At 71.3% G+C, this 20,718-nt stretch carries 20 protein-coding genes; 8 read left to right on the top strand and 12 right to left on the bottom strand.

Annotated elements, in window-relative coordinates:
- Positions 1 to 51 precede the first annotated feature (51 nt).
- The 8 genes from AC1DWH_RS15450 to prfB form a co-directional block, all read right to left on the bottom strand.
- A complete protein-coding gene (locus tag AC1DWH_RS15450; protein ID WP_477094411.1) occupies positions 52 to 1,347 on the bottom strand; it encodes a peptidoglycan DD-metalloendopeptidase family protein in 1,296 nt (431 codons plus the stop codon).
- 2 nt (positions 1,348 to 1,349) lie between these two features.
- The gene (gene ftsX, locus AC1DWH_RS15445; RefSeq protein WP_477094410.1) at positions 1,350 to 2,264 is read right to left on the bottom strand and encodes a permease-like cell division protein FtsX; all 915 of its coding nucleotides are present in this window, start codon (positions 2,262 to 2,264) and stop codon (positions 1,350 to 1,352) included.
- The gene (ftsE, locus tag AC1DWH_RS15440) at positions 2,264 to 2,953 is read right to left on the bottom strand and encodes a cell division ATP-binding protein FtsE (RefSeq protein ID WP_456845320.1); all 690 of its coding nucleotides are present in this window, start codon (positions 2,951 to 2,953) and stop codon (positions 2,264 to 2,266) included. Before ftsE ends, ftsX begins: the two co-directional genes overlap by 1 nt.
- Before the next feature lie 151 nt (positions 2,954 to 3,104).
- On the bottom strand, positions 3,105 to 4,349 hold the full coding sequence (locus tag AC1DWH_RS15435; protein WP_456845321.1) for an ROK family protein: 1,245 nt from the start codon (positions 4,347 to 4,349) through the stop codon (positions 3,105 to 3,107).
- Between the two features lie 20 nt (positions 4,350 to 4,369).
- On the bottom strand, positions 4,370 to 5,647 hold the full coding sequence (locus AC1DWH_RS15430; protein WP_456845322.1) for a sugar ABC transporter permease: 1,278 nt from the start codon (positions 5,645 to 5,647) through the stop codon (positions 4,370 to 4,372).
- Positions 5,644 to 6,525 (bottom strand): ATP-binding cassette domain-containing protein, encoded by an 882-nt coding sequence (locus AC1DWH_RS15425; protein ID WP_456845323.1) that lies wholly within the window; start codon positions 6,523 to 6,525, stop codon positions 5,644 to 5,646. Before AC1DWH_RS15425 ends, AC1DWH_RS15430 begins: the two co-directional genes overlap by 4 nt.
- 205 nt (positions 6,526 to 6,730) lie before the next feature.
- Entirely contained in the window at positions 6,731 to 7,828 is a 1,098-nt protein-coding gene (locus AC1DWH_RS15420; protein WP_477094409.1) for a sugar ABC transporter substrate-binding protein, read from the bottom strand.
- Between the two features lie 694 nt (positions 7,829 to 8,522).
- Entirely contained in the window at positions 8,523 to 9,638 is a 1,116-nt protein-coding gene (gene prfB / locus AC1DWH_RS15415) for a peptide chain release factor 2 (RefSeq protein ID WP_456845325.1), read from the bottom strand.
- A 343-nt stretch (positions 9,639 to 9,981) separates the two neighbouring features.
- On the opposite strand from prfB, the gene AC1DWH_RS15410 reads away from it, so the two are divergent.
- The 8 genes from AC1DWH_RS15410 (at position 9,982) to AC1DWH_RS15375 (ending at position 19,039) form a co-directional block, all read left to right on the top strand.
- Positions 9,982 to 11,223 carry a hypothetical protein gene (locus AC1DWH_RS15410; protein ID WP_477094408.1) on the top strand — a complete coding sequence of 414 codons (1,242 nt, stop codon included), beginning with the start codon at positions 9,982 to 9,984 and terminating at the stop codon, positions 11,221 to 11,223.
- A gap of 45 nt (positions 11,224 to 11,268) precedes the next feature.
- The gene (locus tag AC1DWH_RS15405; protein ID WP_477094407.1) at positions 11,269 to 11,997 is read left to right on the top strand and encodes a hypothetical protein; all 729 of its coding nucleotides are present in this window, start codon (positions 11,269 to 11,271) and stop codon (positions 11,995 to 11,997) included.
- Positions 11,981 to 13,300 carry a hypothetical protein gene (locus AC1DWH_RS15400; RefSeq protein WP_477094406.1) on the top strand — a complete coding sequence of 440 codons (1,320 nt, stop codon included), beginning with the start codon at positions 11,981 to 11,983 and terminating at the stop codon, positions 13,298 to 13,300. The genes AC1DWH_RS15405 and AC1DWH_RS15400 overlap by 17 nt, the downstream gene beginning before the upstream one ends.
- Positions 13,301 to 13,303: 3 nt before the next feature.
- Complete coding sequence (locus tag AC1DWH_RS15395; protein WP_477094405.1) at positions 13,304 to 13,834, top strand: hypothetical protein; 531 nt, start codon at positions 13,304 to 13,306, stop codon at positions 13,832 to 13,834.
- Between the two features lie 23 nt (positions 13,835 to 13,857).
- Positions 13,858 to 15,822: a hypothetical protein gene (locus AC1DWH_RS15390; protein WP_477094404.1), complete on the top strand. Its 1,965-nt coding sequence runs from the start codon at positions 13,858 to 13,860 to the stop codon at positions 15,820 to 15,822.
- A 33-nt stretch (positions 15,823 to 15,855) separates the two neighbouring features.
- Complete coding sequence (locus tag AC1DWH_RS15385; protein WP_477094403.1) at positions 15,856 to 17,100, top strand: hypothetical protein; 1,245 nt, start codon at positions 15,856 to 15,858, stop codon at positions 17,098 to 17,100.
- Between the two features lie 6 nt (positions 17,101 to 17,106).
- Positions 17,107 to 18,393 (top strand): M20/M25/M40 family metallo-hydrolase, encoded by a 1,287-nt coding sequence (locus AC1DWH_RS15380; RefSeq protein WP_477094402.1) that lies wholly within the window; start codon positions 17,107 to 17,109, stop codon positions 18,391 to 18,393.
- A gap of 130 nt (positions 18,394 to 18,523) precedes the next feature.
- The gene (locus AC1DWH_RS15375; RefSeq protein WP_477094401.1) at positions 18,524 to 19,039 is read left to right on the top strand and encodes a helix-turn-helix domain-containing protein; all 516 of its coding nucleotides are present in this window, start codon (positions 18,524 to 18,526) and stop codon (positions 19,037 to 19,039) included.
- Between the two features lie 25 nt (positions 19,040 to 19,064).
- Here AC1DWH_RS15375 and AC1DWH_RS15370 read toward each other — a convergent pair whose 3' ends face one another.
- The 4 genes from AC1DWH_RS15370 to AC1DWH_RS15355 are packed head-to-tail and all read right to left on the bottom strand — an operon-like array spanning position 19,065 to position 20,537.
- Positions 19,065 to 19,532 (bottom strand): pilus assembly protein TadG-related protein, encoded by a 468-nt coding sequence (locus AC1DWH_RS15370; protein WP_477094400.1) that lies wholly within the window; start codon positions 19,530 to 19,532, stop codon positions 19,065 to 19,067.
- The gene (locus tag AC1DWH_RS15365) at positions 19,529 to 19,975 is read right to left on the bottom strand and encodes a pilus assembly protein (RefSeq protein WP_477094399.1); all 447 of its coding nucleotides are present in this window, start codon (positions 19,973 to 19,975) and stop codon (positions 19,529 to 19,531) included. The genes AC1DWH_RS15370 and AC1DWH_RS15365 overlap by 4 nt, the downstream gene beginning before the upstream one ends.
- Entirely contained in the window at positions 19,972 to 20,322 is a 351-nt protein-coding gene (locus tag AC1DWH_RS15360; protein WP_477094440.1) for a TadE family protein, read from the bottom strand. Before AC1DWH_RS15360 ends, AC1DWH_RS15365 begins: the two co-directional genes overlap by 4 nt.
- Positions 20,323 to 20,342: 20 nt before the next feature.
- A complete protein-coding gene (locus AC1DWH_RS15355) occupies positions 20,343 to 20,537 on the bottom strand; it encodes a hypothetical protein (protein WP_456845335.1) in 195 nt (64 codons plus the stop codon).
- Positions 20,538 to 20,718 lie beyond the last annotated feature (181 nt).

Below are 20,718 nucleotides of genomic sequence, written 5' to 3'. Positions count from 1 at the left end.
ATGAAAGGTGAATGGTGCTCGACGAGACTACCCGTCCGACGCCAGCCGAAATCAGAGGCCCAGCAGCGGCCGCGGGTTCGTCGTCGCGCCGTTCACGTACACCTCGAAGTGCAGGTGGCAGGCCGCCGAGGTCCCCGTGTTGCCGGAGTGCCCGATCAGCTGACCCTGCTCGACGTGCTGGCCGGCGCCGACCGCGAAGCTGGTGAGGTGGTTGTACGACGCCGACAGGGCGTTGCCGTTGACGAACCCGCTGTCGATCATCACCTGGTTGCCGAAGCCGAACCGCTGCTTGGCCCACGTCACCGTGCCGGCGCGGCCGGCGTAGATCGGGGTGTTGCAGTAGGTGCGCAGGTCGATGCCGGCGTGCAGGCGGACGTAGTGCAGCGTCGGGTGCATGCGCATCCCGTACTCGGACGTCACGTAGATCGGGTTGACGCTGGTCGGGTTGGCGAACAGCGCGGTGCCGATGGGGCCGGCCGGGCCGTGGGGGTTGCCGGCGGCGGCGTCGCGAGCCTTCTGCGCCGCGATGGCCGCCTGGAGCTCGGCCTGCACGGCCGCGGCCTCGGCGTCGGCCTGTGCCAGCTGCGCCTCGAGGGCGGCCTTCTGGGCGTCGAGCGCGTGCTGCTGACTCACCTGCTGCGCGAGCAGGTTGTCGAGCGCGGCCTTGGCCGCTGCGGCGGCCGTCTTCGCCGCGTCCGCCTCGACCACCTTCTGGTCGGCCGCGGCCTTGAGCTCGGTGATCTTGTCCTTCACCGCGCCCAGGCGGGCCTCGGCGTTCTTGTTCGCGGACTCGGTCGCCTTGAGGTCGTCGAGGATCTGCGCCTGCGTGCGCAGCGCGGTCGACATCAACCCGTAGCGCTGCACGAAGTCGTCGGTGCTCTGCGCGTCGAGGATGACGTCGACGCCCGAGACCCCGCCGCCGCCCTTGTACGCCTCGCGGGCCATCTGCCCGATCGCCGCGCGCATCTGCTTGGCGTGGTCGGCGTCCGCCGTGATGGTCGTGGAGATGGTCGCCTGCTGGTCCGTGGCGTCCTGCAGCCGCGCCGCGATGATCGCCGCCTCGCGCTGCGCCTTCTCCAGCGCCGCGTTCGCCGCGTCGAGGCTGGCCTGCGCGGCGGGGATCTGCGCCTGCGTGTCGGCCAGCTGCAGGGCGAGCGCCTGGATGCTCGCGTCGACGCCCTCCATCGCGGCCTCGGTGTCGTCGCGCGCCTTGGCCACGGCGGCCTTGTGCGCCTCGGCGGCCTTGCGGCGGTCGTCGATGCTGTCGGCGCTGGCGGGCGCGGCGAAGAACGCCGTGAGCAGCAGGGCGAGCACGACGAGGAACGCGGGCATCCGGAGGCGGCGCATCATCACACCTTCGTGTAGCGGCTGAGGGTGACCAGCGACGAGATCGCGGCGAGCAGGATGGCGACCCCGATGAGGATGGGCGCCACGGCCAGCACGTCGGCCGTGCTCACGTACGGGATCCAGCCCACGGACGCGCCCAGCCAGTCGGTGACCAGGTACTCGACGCCCAGCCAGAGCCCCCCGACGGCGAGCAGCGCGCCGATCGTCGCGGCGATCGCACCCTCGAGCATGAACGGCAGCTGGATGAACACGGTCGACGCCCCGACCAGGCGCATGATCCCGGTCTCGCGGCGGCGGCTCAGCGCGGACAGGCGGATCGTCGTCGTGATCAGCAGCACCGCGGCCAGCAGCATCACGAGCGCGAGGCCACCGGCCAGCAGCGTCGCGTTGTTGAGGACGGTGAACAGCTTGTCGAACAGCCGCTGCTGGTCCTTGACCTCCTCGACGCCGGGCCGGCCCGAGACCACGTCCGCGACGACCTGGTACTGCTTCGGGTCCGTGAGCTTGATCCGGTAGGACGAGTTCATGTCGTCCTCGGTCGCCGCCGAGGCCCAGAACTGGTCCTTGAACTGCTTCTGGAACGCCGCGTACGCCTGCTGCTTGGTCTCCGTGTAGATCTTCTCCACGTACGGCTTGACCTCGGGCGACGCGAGCGCCGCCTGGATGTCGGCCTTCTGATCGTCGGTGACCTCGCCGCTCGCGCACGTCGGCTGGTCCGAGTTCTGCGGGCAGAGGAAGACGGAGACCTCGACCTTGTCGTACCAGTCGTCCTTCATCTTGCCGATCTGTGTCTGCAGCAGGGCGGCCGAGCCGACGAACGTGAGCGACACGAAGGTCACGAGGATGACCGAGATGGTCATCGACAGGTTGCGCCGAAGACCGAGCCCGATCTCGCTGAGGATGAATTGGAGGCGCATCAGCGGTCCGAGCCGTAGACGCCGCGGGACTGGTCGCGCACCAGGTCACCCATGGACAGCTCGATGACGCGCTTGCGCATCTGGTCCACGATCTCGTCGTCGTGCGTCGCCATGACCACGGTGGTGCCTGTGCGGTTGATCCGGTCGAGCAGGCGCATGATCCCCAAGGACGTGGTCGGGTCGAGGTTTCCCGTGGGCTCGTCGCACAGCAGGATGTTCGGGCGGTTGACGAACGCGCGCGCGATGGCCACGCGCTGCTGCTCGCCACCGGACAGCTCGTGCGGGCGGCGCTTCTCCTTGCCGGCCAGGCCGACCATCTCGAGCGTGTCCGGCACGGTGGTGAGGATGTGGTGGCGCGGCTTGCCGATGACCTGCAGCGCGAACGCCACGTTCTCGAACACGGTCTTGTTGGGCAGCAGGCGGAAGTCCTGGAACACCGCACCGATGTGGCGGCGCAGCGTCGGCACCTTCCACGACGACAGGGTGCCCAGCTCCTTGCCGGCGACGAAGACGCGCCCGGCCGAGGCCCGCTCCTCGCGCAGCACGAGCCGCAGGAAGGTCGACTTGCCGGAGCCGGAGGCGCCGACGAGGAAGACGAACTCGCCCCGCTCGACATCCAGGGACACGCGGTCCAGCGCCGGTCGGGCGCCGCGCGCGTAGACCTTGGTGACGTTCTCGAATCTGATCACGATGCTCGCGGGCCAGGTTTCGGGGACGGACGGGGTACAGCGCTGGCCTCGTCGAGAGTAGGCAGCGGACAGGGGGTCACCGGACGGTGACACGCCGACGCTTGCCTGTGAGAACCCTGCCGTGGGTGCTTTGGTGCAGAATGTCTGGCCTTCAGGTCCCCGACAGGGCCTGGGGCTCCTCCTCGGACCGGGCGTCCAGCGTGCCCGCCGGGTCCTCGAGCACGTCGGCGAAAGCGACCTCCGCGCCACCCACCAGCTGCGCGTCCGACCCGAGGTCGGAGCGCACCAGGAGCGCCTGCTCCCGCATCGGCCCGAGTGCCCGCGAGTACGACGCCGCGAGGGTCGGCTCCATCGTCGGGTAGAGCGCACCGAGCGTCCCTCCGAGCACGACCACGCGCGGGTTGAACAGGTTGACCAGGCTCGCCAGCCCGAGGCCCACCCACTCCCCCGTCTTGCGCACGCCCGCGATGCTGCGCCGGTTGCCGATGGCGACGTCGCTCAGCACGTCCTCGATGTCCGACTCCCGCGGGTCCCGGCCGACCGCGCGGATGATCGCCGCGTCGCCGATCTCGGCCTCCCAGCACCCGCGCGCCCCGCACGAGCAGACACGCCCGCCGGGCTTCACGACGAGGTGGCCGACCTCCCCGGCGTAGCCGCCGGCGCCCTTGAGCAGCTCGCCGTCGACGACGACCCCGCCACCGACGCCGACCTCCCCGCGGACGTACAGGACGTCCTGCGCACCGCGCGCGGCACCCCGCAGGTACTCCGCGACGACGCCGAGGTCGCCGTCGTTGCCGACGGCGACCGGGTACTCGTGATCCGTGGCCGTGCGGAGCAGCTCCGCGAACGGCACCTCGTGCCAGCCCAGCGGGGGCGACCGACGCACCAGCCCGTCGGGCTGCCGCACGCTGCCCGGCACCGACACCACCAGCCCGAGGCACACCGACCCCGGCGCGGCCTTGGCCTGCATCTCCCTGGCCAGCGTGGCGATGAGCTCGACCACGGCCGGGACGTCGTGCGGCGACGAGCTGTGCAGCCGCCGACGGACCTGCAGCATGTAGCCGCCCAGCCCGACGCGAGCGGCCCCGACGCTCGACGGCGTCACGTCGAACGCGAGCACGTGCACGCTGGTGCTGACCGGCTCCACCACGTTGGACGGCCGGCCCTTGCCCGTGACGACGCCGGGTCGCTCACGCACCAGGCCGAGCTTGACCAGCTCGGAGGTGAGCGACCCGACGGTCGACCGGTTGAAGCCCGTGGTGGCCACCAGGTCCGACCGCGTCGACGGACCGTGGAAGTGCAGCAGCCGCAGGACGGCCGAGAGGTTGGCCCTTCTGACGTCGTCCTGCGCAGCCGCGTCGGCGCGCCGGACCGGCGGACCAGCGCCGAGCCGCACCAGCAGCCTCCCTCAGGTTGTTACACGCGGCCCGTGGTTGTGGCTCGTCGACGAGAGATCGCGTCGACGGCCGCAGCAGCGGCGAGCACTGAGCCCGTGACAACGTACTTGATGCCGGGCGAGTACCCGAGCAGTGCCATGCCGTTGTCGATGACCGCGATGACCGCACCACCGATGAGCGCGTCGATGATCCGGCCCTTGCCACCGAACAGCGACGTGCCACCGATGACGGCCGCGCCCACGGCGTAGAGCAGGACGTTCGAGCCGCCCGCGTTCGGGTCCACCGACGTCGCGCGCGACGCCGCCAGCACACCGGCCACGGCCGCCATCGTCGAGCAGATCATGAAGCACGCGGTCCGGACGGCCTTGACGTTGATGCCGGCCCGGCGCGTGGCCTCGGCATTGCCACCGACCGCGTAGATGTGCCGGCCGAACGCCGTCCGCGTCAGCACGAAGCCGAGGCCGAGCGCGAGGAGGACGATGAGCGGGACGACGATCGGCACGCCGATGATCGACGCGCGCAGCGGGTTGAGGCTGCGCTCCTGGTTGAGGATCGCGACCATGCCCAGCACGACGACGCCCAGGGCGACCATCTTGATCACGACCATGCCGAGCGGGGCCGCGAGCAGCCCGCGCTTGCGGCGCAGCTGCCAGGTGCGCAGGCTCGAGATGGCGTAGGCCAGCACCGCGATGATCCCGAGCGCCCAGCCCAGGAGCGGCGGGACGTTCTTGTTCTGCAAGGCGATGATCACGGGGTCGGTGATCGAGATGTTGCCGCCCGACCCGATGATGAGCAGCACCACGCCCTGGAGTGCCAAGAACATGGCGAGCGTGATGATGAAGGACGGGATGCCGATCCGGGCGACCAGCGTGCCGAGGAGCGTGCCGACGACCAGACCGGTCAGCAGGGCCGCGATCAGCGCCACGTACCAGGACCAGTGGTACACCGTGAGGCCCGTGGCCAGCACGGCGCCGCAGACCCCTGACGTGAAGCCCGCCGACAGGTCGATCTCGCCGAGCAGCAGGACGAACACGAGGCCCATCGCGATCGTCACGACGACCGCGCCCTGCTGGAACAGGTTGGCGATGTTCCCGATCGACGGGAACGTGTTGGGCTTGAGGATCACGAACACCGCGAGGAGCACGACGAGCGCGAGGATGGCCGGCAGCGACCCCATGTCGCCGCCCCGCACCTTGCTGACGTAGTTGCCGACCGACTCGCTGAAGGTGGGCTGCTCGACCGAGCCGGCCAGCAGCGACGGCGCCGTCTGCGCCGGGGGAACCGTGGACGTGCTCATGCGGAGGTGCTCCCGTTCGTGGTCGGCGCATCGGTGGTCGTCGGTGCGGCGGTCACCGCGCGCTCCGGCGCATCGGGCGAGATCCGCGGCGCCACCTGCCCCGGCGCGAGGCCGGCGGAACCGCTGGTGATGAGCTCGATGATGTCGGTGCGCGAGGTGTCCTTGGTGCGCACCTGAGCAGCCGTCTGGCCCAGGTAGAGCACGTTGATGGAGTCCGCGACCTCGAAGACGTCGTTCATGTTGTGCGAGACCAGGACGACCGCCAGGCCGGCGTCGGCGAGCCGGCGCACCAGCTGCAGCACCTGCTCCGTCTGCGCGACGCCCAGCGCGGCCGTCGGCTCGTCGAGGATGACCAGCTTGGAGTTCCACAGCACGGCACGCGCGATCGCGACCGTCTGCCGCTGCCCGCCGGAGAGGCTGGCCACGTGCTGGCGGATCGACCGGACGGTCCGCACCGAGAGGCCCGCGAGCACCTCGGCGGCCCGGGTCTCCATGGCCGACTCGTCGAGCCGGAAGCCCTTCTTGATCTCCCGGCCCAGGAACATGTTGTGGACGATGTCGAGGTTGTCGCACAGCGCGAGGTCCTGGTAGACGACCTCGATCCCCAGGTCGTTCGAGTCCGCCGGCGACGAGATGTGGGCCGGGGCGCCCTGGAACAGGACGTCGCCCGCGTCGAACGGGTAGATCCCCGCGACGCACTTGATCATCGTCGACTTGCCGGCGCCGTTGTCCCCCACCAGCGCGGTCACCTCGCCGGCCCGGGCGACCAGGTCGACGCCGCGCAGCGCGTGCACCGCGCCGAAGTTCTTGCGGCCGCCCCGGACCTCGAGCGTCGGTGGAGGGGCCAGGTCGGGTGCGGCATACGCTGCTTGTGTCATCGTCCACCTCGTCTGGTCGATCGGTTCACCCCGCGTCGTCGCGGGTCTGTGCGGGTCGGCTCGCGTCGCTGCGGCCTTGTCGTGCGTCGTGCGTGGCTTTCGTGTCCGTCGGCGTGTTCCGCCTCCGGACGCCAGGCTGGGGCCGGCCGCTTGCGCGGACCGGCCCCGCCTGGTCAACGGGGCCCGAGGGCTCCGTCGTCGTGCGTCAGGAGATGCCGGCCTCAGCGCACTTGGCCGCGAAGTCGGCGGTGCAGACGTTCTCCTTGGTGGTGTAGCCGTCCGCGATGACGTCCTTGACGTTGTCGAAGTAGATCGCCTCGGGGTCGAGGAGAACTGCCGCGACCGTCTTGCCGGACTCGGAGTCGTCGACCGTGCCGGTCGCGAGGCTGGCCGTGTCCTGGCCCTTGGCAGCAGCCACGGCCAGAGCGGCGGCCGCGTCGGCCTCCTTCTTGACGGCCTTGTAGACGGTCATGCACTGGTCGCCCGCAAGGATGTTCTGCAGGCCCTGGTCCGTCGCGTCCTGACCGGTCACCGGGATGGTGCCGTTCACGCCGTTCTTCTTCAGGATGGCGATCGCGGCGTTGCCGAGACCGTCGTTGGCGGCCAGCACGCCGTCGATCTTGCCGGCCTGCTCGGTGTACATCTGCTCGAAGATCGTGCCGGCCTGCTGGTTGTCCCAGTCAGGAACGGCCTGGTCCGCGACCACGGTGTACTCGCCGCTGGTGGTCTTCTTCTGCAGGGCAGCCACAGCGCCGGCCTTGAACAGCGTGGCGTTGTTGTCCGTCGGCGAGCCGTTGAGGAAGGCGATGTTCGCCGTCGTCTTGCCGGCGTCGTCGAGGCACTTCTGCAGGCCCTCGCCCTGGAGCTGGCCGACCTTGGTGTTGTCGAACGACACGTAGAAGTCCGCGCCGCCGCCCAGCGTCAGCCGGTCGTAGTCGATCGTCGCGATGCCCTGGGCCTGAGCCTTCTGCAGCACCGCCTTGCCCGACCCGGAGTCCAGGTTGACGATCATGAGGACGTTGACGCCGCTCGTGATCATCTGGTCCGCGATCGTCTGGAACTGGGTCTTGTCACCCTGGGCGTTCTGGATGTCGTAGTCGACGCCCGCGGCCTCGAAGGCCTCCTTCAAGTACTTGGCGTCGGCGGTCTCCCACCGGGCCGAGGACTTCGTGTCAGGAAGGATGACGCCGACCTTCGGCGCCGGCCCTTCGCTGCTTCCGCCGCTTGCCGTGTCGCTCCCGCTGGGCGTGTCGTTGCTTCCGCAACCTGCCAGCAGCAAGCCGGAGGCCGTGACAGCCGCCATCGCCAGAACCATGCTTCGTCGCATCGTGCTCCCTCTCGTGACGACGCCCCGTTGCGCTCGTCTCCACCCGGCGCTTTCGGGCGCTAGGACTATGTTGCGGGCCACAACATATGACCGGCGAGGGTCTCTCACAAGGTCAGACGCATTTTCCGTGGTCAAACTGTGACCTTGCAGGCTCAACAAGCGCTTTCCGCGGCGCTCGATTCGCTCGCCTGGGGGAATCATGTTCGGGCCCACAACAATCCCTGTGCGACGGCTGAGCGGCGGTGGCTCGTCCGGGACGTCCGCGCATTCGGGCGTCGGGGGCGACCGATCCTGCGGACGTCGGCTTGCTGATTGCGGGACGTCCGAGGCTTCGCGCGCCCCGGCGACCGATCCTGCGAACGTCGGCGAGTGGTTCGGGGACGTCCGCACATTCGAGCCTCCCGGCGACCGATCTTTGCGGACGCCAGCGGGGTGCTCGGAGACGTCCGAGCTTGTGCGGCCCATAGCCACCACTTGCTCGGACGCTGCGACGAGCCACTCAAGGGACGTCCGAGCAAGTACGGGCTCAGACCCCTACCTGCTCGGACGTTGCGGCGAGGCGCGCCGGACGTCCGCGCAGGAGCGGGTCCTGACCCTCATGAGCTCGGACGTCGAGCTGAGGCGCGCCGGCCTCCGGCGGGAGTCGCCGGTCTTTGCTCGGGCTGCGGCGTCAGGCGTCGGCGGACTCGGCCGAGCGGCGCCAGCGGATGCCGGCCTCGATGAAGTCGTCGATGTCGCCGTCGAACACGGCCGCGGGGTTGCCGACCTCGTGCTCGGTGCGCAGGTCCTTGACCATCTGGTACGGCTGCAGCACGTAGGAGCGCATCTGGTCGCCCCAGCTCGCCTTGACGTCGCCGGCCAGCGCCTTCTTCTTGGCGTCCTCCTCGGCCTTGCGGACCAGGAGCAAGCGGGACTGCAGCACGCGGAGGGCGGCGGCGCGGTTCTGGATCTGGGACTTCTCGTTCTGCATCGACACGACGATCCCGGTCGGGATGTGCGTCATGCGCACCGCGGAGTCGGTCGTGTTGACGGACTGACCACCGGGGCCCGACGAGCGGAAGACATCGACCTTGATCTCCGACTCGGGGATGTCGACGGAGTCGTTGGACTCGATGAGCGGGATGACCTCGACGGCGGCGAAGCTGGTCTGGCGTCGACCCTGGTTGTCGAACGGCGAGATGCGAACGAGGCGATGCGTGCCGGCCTCGACCGACAGGTTCCCGAAGGCGTACGGCACCTTGACCTCGAACGTCGCGGACTTCAGACCGGCCTCCTCCGCGTAGGAGGTGTCGAGCACGGTCGTCGGGTAGCCGTGCCGCTCGGCCCAGCGCAGGTACATGCGCAGCAGCATCTCGGCGAAGTCCGCGGCGTCGACGCCGCCGGCCCCGGCGCGGATGGTGACGACGGCCTCGCGCTGGTCGTACTCCCCCGCCAGCAGGGTGCGGACCTCGAGCTCGCCCAGGTCCTTCTTGATCTTGAGCAGGTCGGCCTCGGCCTCGGCGAGGGTGTCCTCGTCGCTTTCCTCGGTCGCCATCTCGACCAGCGTCTCGAGGTCGTCGATGCGGCCGCCCAGCTTGCTCATGCGGTCGAGCTCCGCCTGCGTCGACGACAGCGCGCTGGTGATCTTCTGCGCGGCGTCCGGGTCGTCCCACAGGTCGGGGGCCGACGCCTGCTCCGACAGCTGCGCGACCTTCGCCTTGAGCGCGGTCGGGTCGCTCACCGCCTCGATGGTGCCGAGCGTGGTGCGCAGATCGCGGATCGCAGTCGAGAAGTCAGTGGTGGCCACAACCGTCCAGGCTACCGGGTCGGCCGCGCCCGATCCTCCGCGGGTGTGCGCCGGGCTCCGCGTCGCGTGACTCGTTCGTGCGACCCGAAGAGGGCGACCGCCCGCCAGGGACCACGCGACCGGGACCTCGCCTGCGCGACCGCAGCGCCACGACCGCGCCCGCGCGACCGCCGAACCGTGACCCCCCGCGGGCGACCTCGCACGCGCGCCCCCGCCCGGCCGACCCCGCACGTAGGACTGACGCGCGGCTGTCGAGCCGAGGTTCATTGGGTGCGGCACTTCGCCGCAGGTCTCCCCGCGATCGGGTCGACCACCCGGCCCCTCGGTAGAAAGGTCCAGGCTCATGGCACAGACGCGCTACGACTACGAGGACGAGCTCGAGACCGAGCTCGAGGACGAGATGGAGGTCGAGGGCGAGGACGAGGACGAGGCGTTCTTCGGCCCCCTCATGGGTCTGGCCCAATCGGTCCTCGGTGAGGGCGAGATCGAGGGCGAGGCCGAGGACGAGATGGAGGGCGCGTACGAGGACGAGTGGGAGGACGAGCTCGGTCGGGCCTTCGAGGACGAGACGGAGGACGAGGACGAGGCGTTCTTCGGCCCTCTGATGGGCATCGCCAAGTCCCTCCTCGGTGGTGCTGCGGGCGAGGGCGAGGACGAGTGGGAGGAGGAGCTCGAGGATGAGGCGGAGGAGTTCTTCAAGAACATCGGGCGCTTCCTGAACAAGCACAAGGACAAGCTCAAGTGGGTGGCCAAGAAGATCGGCCCGCTCGTCGCGACCGCCGTCGGCGGGCCGGCCGCCGGCGCCATCGCGCGCGCGGTCACGTCCCAGCTCGAGGGCGAGCTGGAGGACGAGCTCGAGGCTGAGCTCGAGGAGCTCGCGACCGCCCCGGTATCGGCGCAGGGCGCCTTCGCCGAGTACCTGGCCGGCGCGGCCTCCGAGGCCGAGACGGAGGCCGAGGCCGAGGCCTTCGCCGGTGCCGCCGTCACGCTCACGCTCAGCGAGCGCGACCGGCGCCGGCTCGAGGAGCTCCTCCCGCACCTCGTCCGGGGTGCCTCGGTGCTCACGCGGGTCCTGTACCGCTCGCCCTACACGCGGCCGGCGGTCCGGCTGGTGCCGGGGATCGTCGACTCGGCGGCGCGCACGCTGGTCCGGTACCCGTCTGGCCAGCTGCAGCCGGCGGACGTCGGCGCCGTGGTCGGCGGCAGTGCGAGCCGCGTGCTCTCCGACCCGCGGTGGCGGAGCTACGGACTGCGTCGGCACTCGCGCGGGCTGGCCCAGGCGCGCACCCGCCGGGGCGTCTACCTCAACCGCCCGTACGCCCGCTCACGCGGGTACGCGGGACCGGTCACGACGCGCCGCGGGGCGACCGTCCGGCGGCAGCCCACCTCGGTGCGGGTGGCGCCCAGCGGTGCTCGGATCCGCGCTCCTCGGACCGGGTTCGTGCGGGTGGTCACGCCGGTCCGGGTTCCCTCCCGAGCCGGCAGGCCGGCGAGGACCGTCCGCGTCGTCAGCGACGTGCGGGTGCCTCGCGGTGCCGTCCCGGCCGGCCGGCCGGTCGGGATCGGCGGACGTCGCGCTCGATGAGGCCGCAGCGCCGACCAGACCCCGTCGACATGTGAGGAGAGCACCGTGTCCACCCTGAACCACAGGTACCCGGCGATACAGGGCGAGTACGAGTACGAGGACGAGCTGAGCCGAGAGGTCGAGGGCGAGTTCGAGTTCGAGGTCGCCGCTCGCGAGGTCGAGTCCGAGGGAGAGCACGAGGACGAGTTCGAGGCGGAGGCCGAGGAGGAGGCCGAGGGCTTCGCCAACCCGATCCGGCGGATCTACCGTGACGCGGAGACGATGGCGCACCTCGCGCGGCACGCCGCGCAGACCGAGAGCGAGGGCGAGGCCGAGGCGTTCATCGGCGCCCTCGTCCCCCTCGCCGCCAGGCTGATCCCCCGGGCCGCCGCCCTCATCGCGCGCAACGGCCCTGCGCTGGTTCGAGGTGCTACCACGATCGCCCGCTCGCTGCGCCAGGACCCGCGGACCCGTCGGCTGGTCCGAGCCATCCCTGTGGTGCTCCAGCGCACGGCGCAGAGCCTTGCGGACCAGTCGGCGAACGGCACCGACATCGACGTGTCGACCATCCTCGACACGCTCGGCACCATCACCGGCCGGACGCTGCGCGGACCGGCAGCACAACGCGCGATGCACGCCGTCGACGTCTTCGGGAACCGTCGCAACAGGCGAGCCGCCTGGGCGGCCCGCCGCCGTGCCGGCACCGGGTACGGGGCGTGGCAGGGGGCCGGGCCGGCACGGCGTCCGGCGCCACCGCGCCCGCGGGGAGGCTCTCGCCGTGTCCGCCGTCGCTGAGGTCACACACCCCGCACCCCCGCGGTCGGGCACGGCGGGGATACGGACGCAGGTGCTCCCGGCGTTCGCCACCGGTCAGGCCATCAACGTCCGACGCCACCTCGAGGCGCTGCGTGACTTCGACCGGCTCGAGTTCGGCACCTCGATCGCCCGGCCGTCCGAGGGGCACGTCCAGGCCGTCAACGCGCTGCTGGGCAAGCTGCGTCGCCCGCTCGACCAGGCCGTCCGTCGGGTCGAGCAGGCAGCCCGTCTCGCGGCGCGACCCGGTGCGTCGGCGGGCGAGTGGGAGACGCTGCTGGTTCGCAAGAGCAAGGCGCACGACTGGGTGCGGGCGACGGAACGCGTGTGGGACTTCTACTTCGAGCTGTTCGGCCAGCGCCAGAGCAGCTACGGCGAGTGGCTCTTCTCCTGCGACCGGATCGCTCTCGACTGCTACCAGCACGTCTTCATGCACCTCGGCTCGACGATCAGCATCCCGAGCCCGCCACCGTTCGCCTACATGCGCACCGGGTTCTCGCCCGCGACCTACCGCCGCAACATCCCGCTGCGCAAGCTCGGGCGTCAGCTCAACCCGTTCCCTTTGGTACAGCTCCCGTACCACCGGATGGTCAACCCCTGGACGATGGGCGCGATCCTCCACGAGGTCAGCCACAACCTGCAGAACGAGCTGCAGCTCGAGAAGGCCGTCCCCGCCGTGATCCTCGAGCGCGTCCGGGCGACGGGTGCGCCCGAGTCGGTCGCGGCGGTATGGGCGCGCTGGAACCGCGAGATCTTCGGAGACATGCTCGGCTGCCTGCTGGGTGGCGAGGCCTTCGTCGCGTCCCTCATGGACGTCATCGGACGGGCTCCGTCGCAGGCGCTCACCTACAACCCGCACGGCGTGCACCCGACTCCGTACCTGCGCACCTTCCTGTCCACCGAGCTGCTGCGGCGCATGGGGTTCCCCGACGTCGCCGCCCGGTACGAGACCGCCTGGCGCACCCTCTACCCGTCGACGAGGGCGGGCCAGATCCCCGCAGACCTGCTGCGCACGGCGAAGGACTGCATCGCCACCGTGGTCGACGCCGTCTGCTGGACCCGGTTCCCCTCTCTGGGCAACCGGTCGCTGCGGGAGGTCATCACCTTCGAGCCGCGCCACCAGGAGATGATCGAGGAGGCCGGCGACCGGCTCGCCAGAGGAGTCGATCCCGGCGTGGTCCCCGAGCGCTTCCTCATCGGTGCCGTGCGGACGGCGCTGGACCGGCGGCTCGCGTCGCCCGAGGTGCTCATGCGCAACTTCTACCAAGAGCTCTCGAGGCGGTGAGCCATGTCTCTGAGCACCGCCATCCCTCAGCTCCAGATGACCGGCCGCCGCTTGCGCGAGGCCGTCGATGAGCTGGTGACCATGGTCCACGACGGCCGACCCCACGCGAGCGAGGTGGCGATCGTCGAGGACCTCGCCGACCTCGTCGCGGACCTGCAGGCCGACGTCGTCGAGGCCAACGAGGTGCTGGGCTCGGTCAGCGACGTCCGCCAGCTCCCCGCACGGATGGCGCTCATCGACGCCGCGATCGGCCGCGCGAACCAGCGGTACTGGAAGGGGCTGCGCGGCTACACGCCGGTCGCTGAGCTGCGCCGGACCGCCCGCGGCCGCGGGGAGCAGTGGCACAAGTGGCAGCGCACGATCGAGGACTCCCAGCAGCGGTGCGAGGAACCCCTCGCCGAGGTCACCGCCTCCGTCCGGCTCGCCTGGCAGGAGATCGGCGAGCTGCTCTCGTTCTACCTCCCGTCGACAGCCACACCATCCGACACGGGGGCCGGTGCCGTCCGACCCCACACCCTCAGGAGGACACCGTGAACCCGAGCCCAGACCCAACGCAGGTGGTCGACGTCGACCTGATCTTCCCGTCGACGACCCTCGGAAGCCCGGCCGGCGGGGCTCCGACGACGGACCTCGGACCGACGGTCAACGCGGCGATCCGGGACGTCCTGGGGTACCAGCCGCGAGCCGCCGACCCGCGGGCATTCGTCGACGCGCTCAAGGCGTCGTTCCGCCTCAGCACCGTCGAGGGGCACGTCGACGCCGAGTTCGTCCCCCGGGGCTACGCCTTGCAGACCGACCTCGGTGCGGTCAGCGGCGGCCAGGCGTCGCTGTACCGGCGGGCCACGCTCGCCCGCACCGAGATCCTGCGCATCCTCGACGGCATCACCCCGCTGCGCTCCGATGCCGACCCCGACGACACGGAGGCGTTCCGCTCCCTGGTGCGCAACTCGGTCGAGCGGCTCGTCGACGAGCTCGGCGCGGCAGGCGGCCCGCGGACGCAGCGCGTCGACGAGTACTTCCGGGCGCTGCTGGGCGTCTCGAGCGGCCGACGCCCGACACCCGACACCGTGGGCGGTCAGGTCGGGGCGCTCCGCGACCGGTACCTGCTGACCGCGACCTACTCTCGGACCGTCCCCAAGGAGACCGTCCGGACGTCGTTCTGGACCTTGGCGGACCTCATCGCCGACCTGCAGATCGCCTGGAAGGCCCAGCACGGTCGGTTCACCACAGCCGGCGACGGGTTCCTCGGCACGGACCTCCTCGTGATCTCGACCCTCCTCGAGTCCGCCGCCCAGCAGGTCGACGAGTTCGAGTCCGTGCTCGACTCCGTGTGGGTCAACGCCGCCGAGCGCCGCACCGTCCGAGTCGACAAGACCACGGGGCTGACGCTCGACGGCCTGCTGGGCTGGCTCCGCTCGTTCCTGGCCGACGAGGGCCGGCACGTGGCGCAGGAGGCCGGCCGCGACGGGATCGTCTCCACCCTTGCGCCGACGGCGCTGGTCCTCTACCAGATCATCCACAAGTCGCTCGGCTCGCTCTTCTCCCCAAGCAGCACAAAGCTCCTCGCCCGCAGGCTCGGCGCGAGCCCGGCCTCGTTGGTCATCCGGAGGCAGCCGGACCCGAACTACCCACCCGGCATGTACGCGGCCCGGACGCGCGTCGCGGTCGCGAGCCTCTACCGCGTGATGTTCGAGCTCGTGCGGGTCTCGAACGCGATCGGTGCCAATCCCCCACCGATCCCCTTCGACGTCAACGTCCGCAGGATCGACGGCAAGAACGGCACGGTGCTCGTGTCAGTCCGCGGCCTCAACATGCTGCCGAGCTACGTCCCTGTCTTCCTCTGCGGAGACCACGCGGTGCCGCCCGCCGTCAACACCCGCGTCGTGGGCTCCGGGCTGACGACGACGTATCCCGACAGAGGCTCGACGTCGACGAACGACGACCACGTCAGCGGCCGGTTCACCTTGTCGAAGCTGCCGCTGAACATCGACCAGCCCGACTGGGACACCTTCGACGTCGACATCCTCGACGTGCCGGTGGCCATCGTCGACACCGAGACCGGCACGTTCGTGCACGTGCCGGACTCGATCCCGGACTGCGGGTCCGGCGGGGCTGACGTCACGAGCCCGCCGAAGGGCTCGGAAGTGCAGATCCCACAGGTGCCGCAGGTGCCGACCAACGAGCAGACCGGAGAGGCCGGACCGGTCGAGCCCGCGGACCTGCCCGACGTCATCGCAGGGCGGGACCCCGGCGATGAGTACGTGGTGTCCGCGGAGCCCGACTACGCGTACGTGGAGCCCGAGTACGCGGAGGACGCGACGGAGTACGCGGAGGTCGAGCCGTCCCACGAGTCGGTGCCGATCGAGGTTGCCGAGACGGCCCCCGGGGACCTGGTCGAATCCGCCCCTGAGGTGCACGCCACGACGCTCGAGTCGGCGCAGGAACCCGTCACGGCCGTCGCGGCGCGCGCGCCACGTGCCCGCACGCCCCGCGCCCGCCGCACATCACCCCAGCAGCCATGACCCACCGGGCCACGCCGAGCGAAAGAGGACATCATGCTGTCGGAGAGTGAGTACCAGGACCGGCTCGACCGGGTCCAGGCCCTGCGCGCCCAGATCGCCGCCCGGCTGTCCGGGAGCCTCGTCGCCAACCCGGCGCTGGCCGAGGAGCTGAACGGTCAGCTCGACGAGCTGCTGGTCGCCGCGGTCGGCGCGGACGCGGCGGCGACACCACCGCCGGACGGCGGGCTCGCGGCGCTGGTGGGCATCGGTCCCGGAGCTGCGACCGCGTTCGGCCAGACCCTGACGTCGCAGGGGGTCACGCCGTACGACGACCAGGTCAACTCCGAGCGCATCGTCGCGGTCGGCGACCTCTACTACATCTACCAGCACGAGCAGATCGGTGTGTTCAAGGTCGTCCAGAAGCTCAAGGAGCTCTTCGAGGGCGGCGCGGTCCGGCTCTCCGGTGGACCCGGCGCGTACGGGCTGTACCGGTTCGACCGGCGGGACGTGCTGCGCTACACCCGCGAGGACCGGCGCGACGCGTACCGACGCGTGCTCGGCTACGGCCGCGGGCTCGGCGCGGGGCAGAGCCGCCCGAACACCGACTTCCACATGCTCTTCGCGCACTTCGTCAACCAGGTCACGCTCTTCTGGCGGGACAAGAGGATCTCCGACGTCATCCGCGAGCGGGCGCACGACCCGAGCTTCGGCTCGATCGCGGTGGTTCGTCGTTCGGGGCTCGACCTGCGCAACAACCTGAAGTTCACGTCGTTCGGCCACGTCAACGTCATGCGGGTCGAGCTGATGCAGGTGCTCGAGGAGTGCTTCGCGATCCTCGGCGCCGCCGACGTCATGGACCTGTTCGGCGCCGAGAACGCGTGGGACGTGGTCGAGGAGGTCCTGATCCGGTACTTCGACGAGCGCCTCCAGACCTCGCCCCGACAGCGCATGGCTGTCAACGGTCGCGACGTGCTCCGCTGGCTCGCCGGACCGCACATCCTGCAGACCGGGCGCGGCGAGTTCGAGGCGCTGCTGATGAACATCGCCGAACCGGCCGAGGAATGGCTGACCTCCGCACAGGCCATGAGCCTGGCACGACGCACGGGGACCGACCGGGTCATGCCGTGGGACCAGATGGGCGGCGCCGGCATCGCCGCAGCGGCGTCCGAGCGGAGCCCGCTCACGATGCCGCGACCGGGCCGCGGTCGAGGTGTGCCGTACCCGCTGCGAGGGGGACTCGGGACTTTCCAGGGCGGAGGTCGGCCGCGCGGCCAGCGCACGCCGGTGCGCGGCAGGTAGGGACCGGTGGACGATCGCCTCGTCCGAGCGCGCGCGGCGGCGACCGCGGCCGTGCCGTCGTCGCTCGTCGCGCTGGAGGGCTGGCTGCGGATCCCCTCCATCAGCGGTGACCGAGCGCACCGCGCGCACGTGCGCGACGCCGCCGCGTGGCTCGCGAGCCGCCTCCGCCGGATCTCGGGCCGTGTGCGCGTGATCGACGGTCCCGACGGCCCCGTCGTCGCGGCGACGTTCGCCTCCGCTCCCGGCAAGCACCTCGGCAAGCGCCCCGGCACGGTCGTCCTCTACGGCCACCTCGACGTCAAGCAGCCCGGCCCCGGGTGGTCGAGCCCGCCGTTCGAGCCGACGCGGCGGGGCGGTCGCCTGGTCGCCCGCGGGGCGAGCGACGACAAGGGTCCTGTCATGGCGCTCGTCGTCGCCCTCCGGGCATGGGTATCCGCCGGCGGCCCACCGACCGACGTCCTGCTCATCGTCGACGGCGCCGAGGAGATCGGCAGCCCCGGCCTGGCCCGCGCGCTGGACATCCTGCGCGGGGCCGTCCCGGTCGCGCGACCGGTGCTCGCCATCGTCGTGGTCGACACCCGGCTGGCACGGCCGGGAGTCCCGAGCATCACCGTGGCGCAGCGCGGGACGCTGGCCCTGCGAGTGCAGGTGTCCAACGGCTCCGCGCCGGTCCATGCCGGCCGGTTCGGCGGCCTGGTCACCGACCCCTCGCTGGTGCTGGCCCGCGGGCTCCTGCGCGCGTCGGGCGCGGTCGCGGCGATGGCCCCTCGGGGCTGGCCGGCAACCAGGCGCGCCTCGCTGAGCGTGACGAACCTGACCGCCGGCGCGGGCGGCGAGGCGATCCCAGGGACGGCCTCGGCCCGCCTCGACATCCGGATCCCACCCGGCGCCGACCCCGGACCTGCGCTCGGCGAGCTCCGGCGAACGCTGCGCGCGGACGACGTCGGCCGCGTCACCACCGACGTCACCGTGCTGGCAAGCAACCGGGGGCCGGTCCTCGTTCCGACGCGAGCCGCGGCGCTGGCCGTGCGCCGCGCGAGCAATGCCGCGTTCGGCGTCGACCCGGAAGCCGTCGTGTCGGGAGGCAGCATCGCGGCGGTCCCGACCCTCGCGGCCACCTTCGGCCACAACCCGATCCTCCTGGGCCTGGCCCCGGTCGACGACGGCGCTCACGGGCCCGACGAGCACCTCGACGTGGCCGACTGGACCCGAGGCATCGATCTCTGCGTGTGCCTGCTCGCGATGCTCGCCGACAGTCACAAACCGCCGATATCATGTCGCACCATCCCATAACGGCACACGGGAATCCGACCAGCAGACAGACCGGACGCTCGCCTGGGGTACTGCGGGGTCGCAGCCATCTGGCGAAGTCCCAGGACAGGGGGCAGGCGAGATGGTGATGCACGACGAACCGTTGCGGCGCATGACAGTCGTGTCGGACGACCTTCTGGGCACTCCCGAGCGGGCCGTGAGCTCCGGGGACCGCGACGACGACGACCCCGAGTCCGACGCGGACTCGCGGGAGCCACTGGCGGCGGCGCTCGAGCTGCTCGCCGCGGACATCCGCGCCGGCGTCCTTCGACAGGACCCGCCGGACGGTGTGCTCCTCGACGTCGTCATCGGCAACGTCCGCTGCCAGCTCACCGAGCACGCCGAGACCCTCATGGTGAGCCTGAGCCCACGCGAGCGGCAGATCGCCCGGATGGTCGCGGCCGGCCGGACGAACCAGGCCATGGCGAGCGCGCTCGACATCAGCGTCTGGACCGTCTCGACACACATGCGCCGGATCTTCGCGAAGCTCGCCGTCTCCAACCGTGCCGAGATGGTGGCGCACGTCCTGCTCGGTTCCGAGCAGCTGACCCAGGACCCGCCACGCCGGTACCTCGTGAGCTCCGCGGCGTTCCCCGACCCGCGCCCGCATCCCACTCGACACGGCTGACCGTCGGCTCTGCGGGCCTGTTCCGTCACGACCCCCGGGCCGTCGACTCCGCCTCGAGCGCGATCCCGTCGGACCACGGCGCCAGCACCCAGCTCATCAGGACGGGCCGGACCACCGCGCCGACGTGGACCTCCGCCGACCGCCCGTCCGGGGTTGTGGCCGACAGCACGGCGAACTGGTCCCAGCCGGCGACCGCCTCGGGGTTGTCCAGCAGGTACCCGTCGACGGCCGCCCGCACGGCGGTGTCGGTCAGCGGCAGCCCGGCGGTGCCCGGGTCACCGTCGCCCGCGCCGGGCGCGAAGTACCGGTCGTCCCCGACGGCGTCGGCGGCCTCGAGGGCCAGCACGTCCGCGAGCGCGAGCAGCCGTTTGCGCTCGAGGTGCACGCCGGCGGCCGAGACCACGACGGTGATCAGCAGGATCGCGACGACGACGAAGCCGATGGTCAGGATCATGACCTGCCCGTCGTCCGACTCGGCTCGCGGGTGCCTCATCGGCTCGCCCGGTACGTATCGACCGGCGCCACACGCTCGGCGCTGACGGGCAGCTCCAGCGGGACGACGTCGCGGACGAAGCCCGGCACGAACGGCAGCGGTACCCGCACGTCGATGCGGGCGGACACGTCGCTGCCGGGGGCGAGGCACGGCGTCGTGGAGCACGCGAGGGTGAGCGCGTCGGCCGGGTCGTCGTCGAACCCCTGGTCGCGCAGCGCGATCCCTGCCGCGGCGATGGCCCGCGACGCGCCCTCGTCGGCACCGTCGGCGACGACGAACGTGCGCGCCGCCTCCCTCGCCGCACCTTCGGCGGCGAACGTGGCGGCCTCGACGCGGCCCAGGACCAGCACCAGGTAGACGAGGGGCACCAGCAGGACCAGCGAGAGCCCGAGGAACTCGACGACCGAGCTGCCCTCGTCGTCGGCGAAGAACCGCCCCGTCACGGGACCTCGACCAGCGCGTGCCCGCGGACAGTGAGCGTCCCCGCCGGGCCGACCAGTCCGACCAGCGGCAGGGGCGCCCGCACCTGGACCTCGACGACATCCAGACCGTCGAGCGTGGTCCGGCCGGCGCTGACGTCCTGGGCGTACGCGATGGACAACGACTGGGCGATGAGGTCGCGCGACCGGTCGGCACCGTCGTCCGGGTCGTGCCCGACCAACGCCCCGTAGCGCGCGCCCTCGGACGCCGAGTCGACGAGCGTGTTCCGCACGTGCAGCACGACCGTCAGCTGGAGCACCGCGACGAACAGCACGGTGAGCAGACCGCCGACGAGCGCGAAGTCGACGATCGCCGACCCCGTCTCGTCGGTCAGGGGGCCTTGACGCTGTCGATGGCGTCCTCGAACACCCGCGCCAGCGCGTCGCCCGCGATGATCCACAACGCGGTCACCAGCCCCGCGGTCATCAAGGTGACGAGCACCCACCCAGGCACGTCGCCACGCTCGGGGTCGCGCCCCGCGAGCCGGTGCCGGACGCCGCTCCACGCGGTCGAGCCCCACACCAGCGAGCCCCACAGCAGCGCAGACGTGCGAGACGACGGCTGGTCGTCCGCCCCCTGCTCCTGGCCGATCGTGCTCTCGCGGCTGCCAGTCGTCATCGGTCCTCGTCCCTTCGTCGGGCACCGCTGCGGTGCCGAGCCACGTACCCAAACCCGTCACAGGCCGACCTGCAGGACGACCATGCTG

Source organism: Cellulomonas sp. P2_F12 (assembly GCF_056403775.1).
Note: the sequence above shows the minus strand (reverse complement) of the source record. Positions and strands in the feature narration are given on the sequence as shown.

Excerpts from the sequence above, each read along its gene's own strand:
- AC1DWH_RS15385 (WP_477094403.1), top strand. The coding sequence starts at position 15,856 with ATGCTGTCGGAGAGTGAGTACCAGGACCGGCTCGACCGGGTCCAGGCC.
- AC1DWH_RS15425 (WP_456845323.1), bottom strand. The coding sequence starts at position 6,525 with ATGACACAAGCAGCGTATGCCGCACCCGACCTGGCCCCTCCACCGACG.
- AC1DWH_RS15410 (WP_477094408.1), top strand. The coding sequence starts at position 9,982 with ATGGCACAGACGCGCTACGACTACGAGGACGAGCTCGAGACCGAGCTC.
- AC1DWH_RS15395 (WP_477094405.1), top strand. The coding sequence starts at position 13,304 with ATGTCTCTGAGCACCGCCATCCCTCAGCTCCAGATGACCGGCCGCCGC.
- AC1DWH_RS15430 (WP_456845322.1), bottom strand. The coding sequence starts at position 5,647 with ATGAGCACGTCCACGGTTCCCCCGGCGCAGACGGCGCCGTCGCTGCTG.
- AC1DWH_RS15375 (WP_477094401.1), top strand. The coding sequence starts at position 18,524 with ATGACAGTCGTGTCGGACGACCTTCTGGGCACTCCCGAGCGGGCCGTG.
- AC1DWH_RS15450 (WP_477094411.1), bottom strand. The coding sequence starts at position 1,347 with ATGCGCCGCCTCCGGATGCCCGCGTTCCTCGTCGTGCTCGCCCTGCTG.
- AC1DWH_RS15420 (WP_477094409.1), bottom strand. The coding sequence starts at position 7,828 with ATGGCGGCTGTCACGGCCTCCGGCTTGCTGCTGGCAGGTTGCGGAAGC.
- AC1DWH_RS15370 (WP_477094400.1), bottom strand. The coding sequence starts at position 19,532 with ATGAGGCACCCGCGAGCCGAGTCGGACGACGGGCAGGTCATGATCCTG.
- ftsX (WP_477094410.1), bottom strand. The coding sequence starts at position 2,264 with ATGCGCCTCCAATTCATCCTCAGCGAGATCGGGCTCGGTCTTCGGCGC.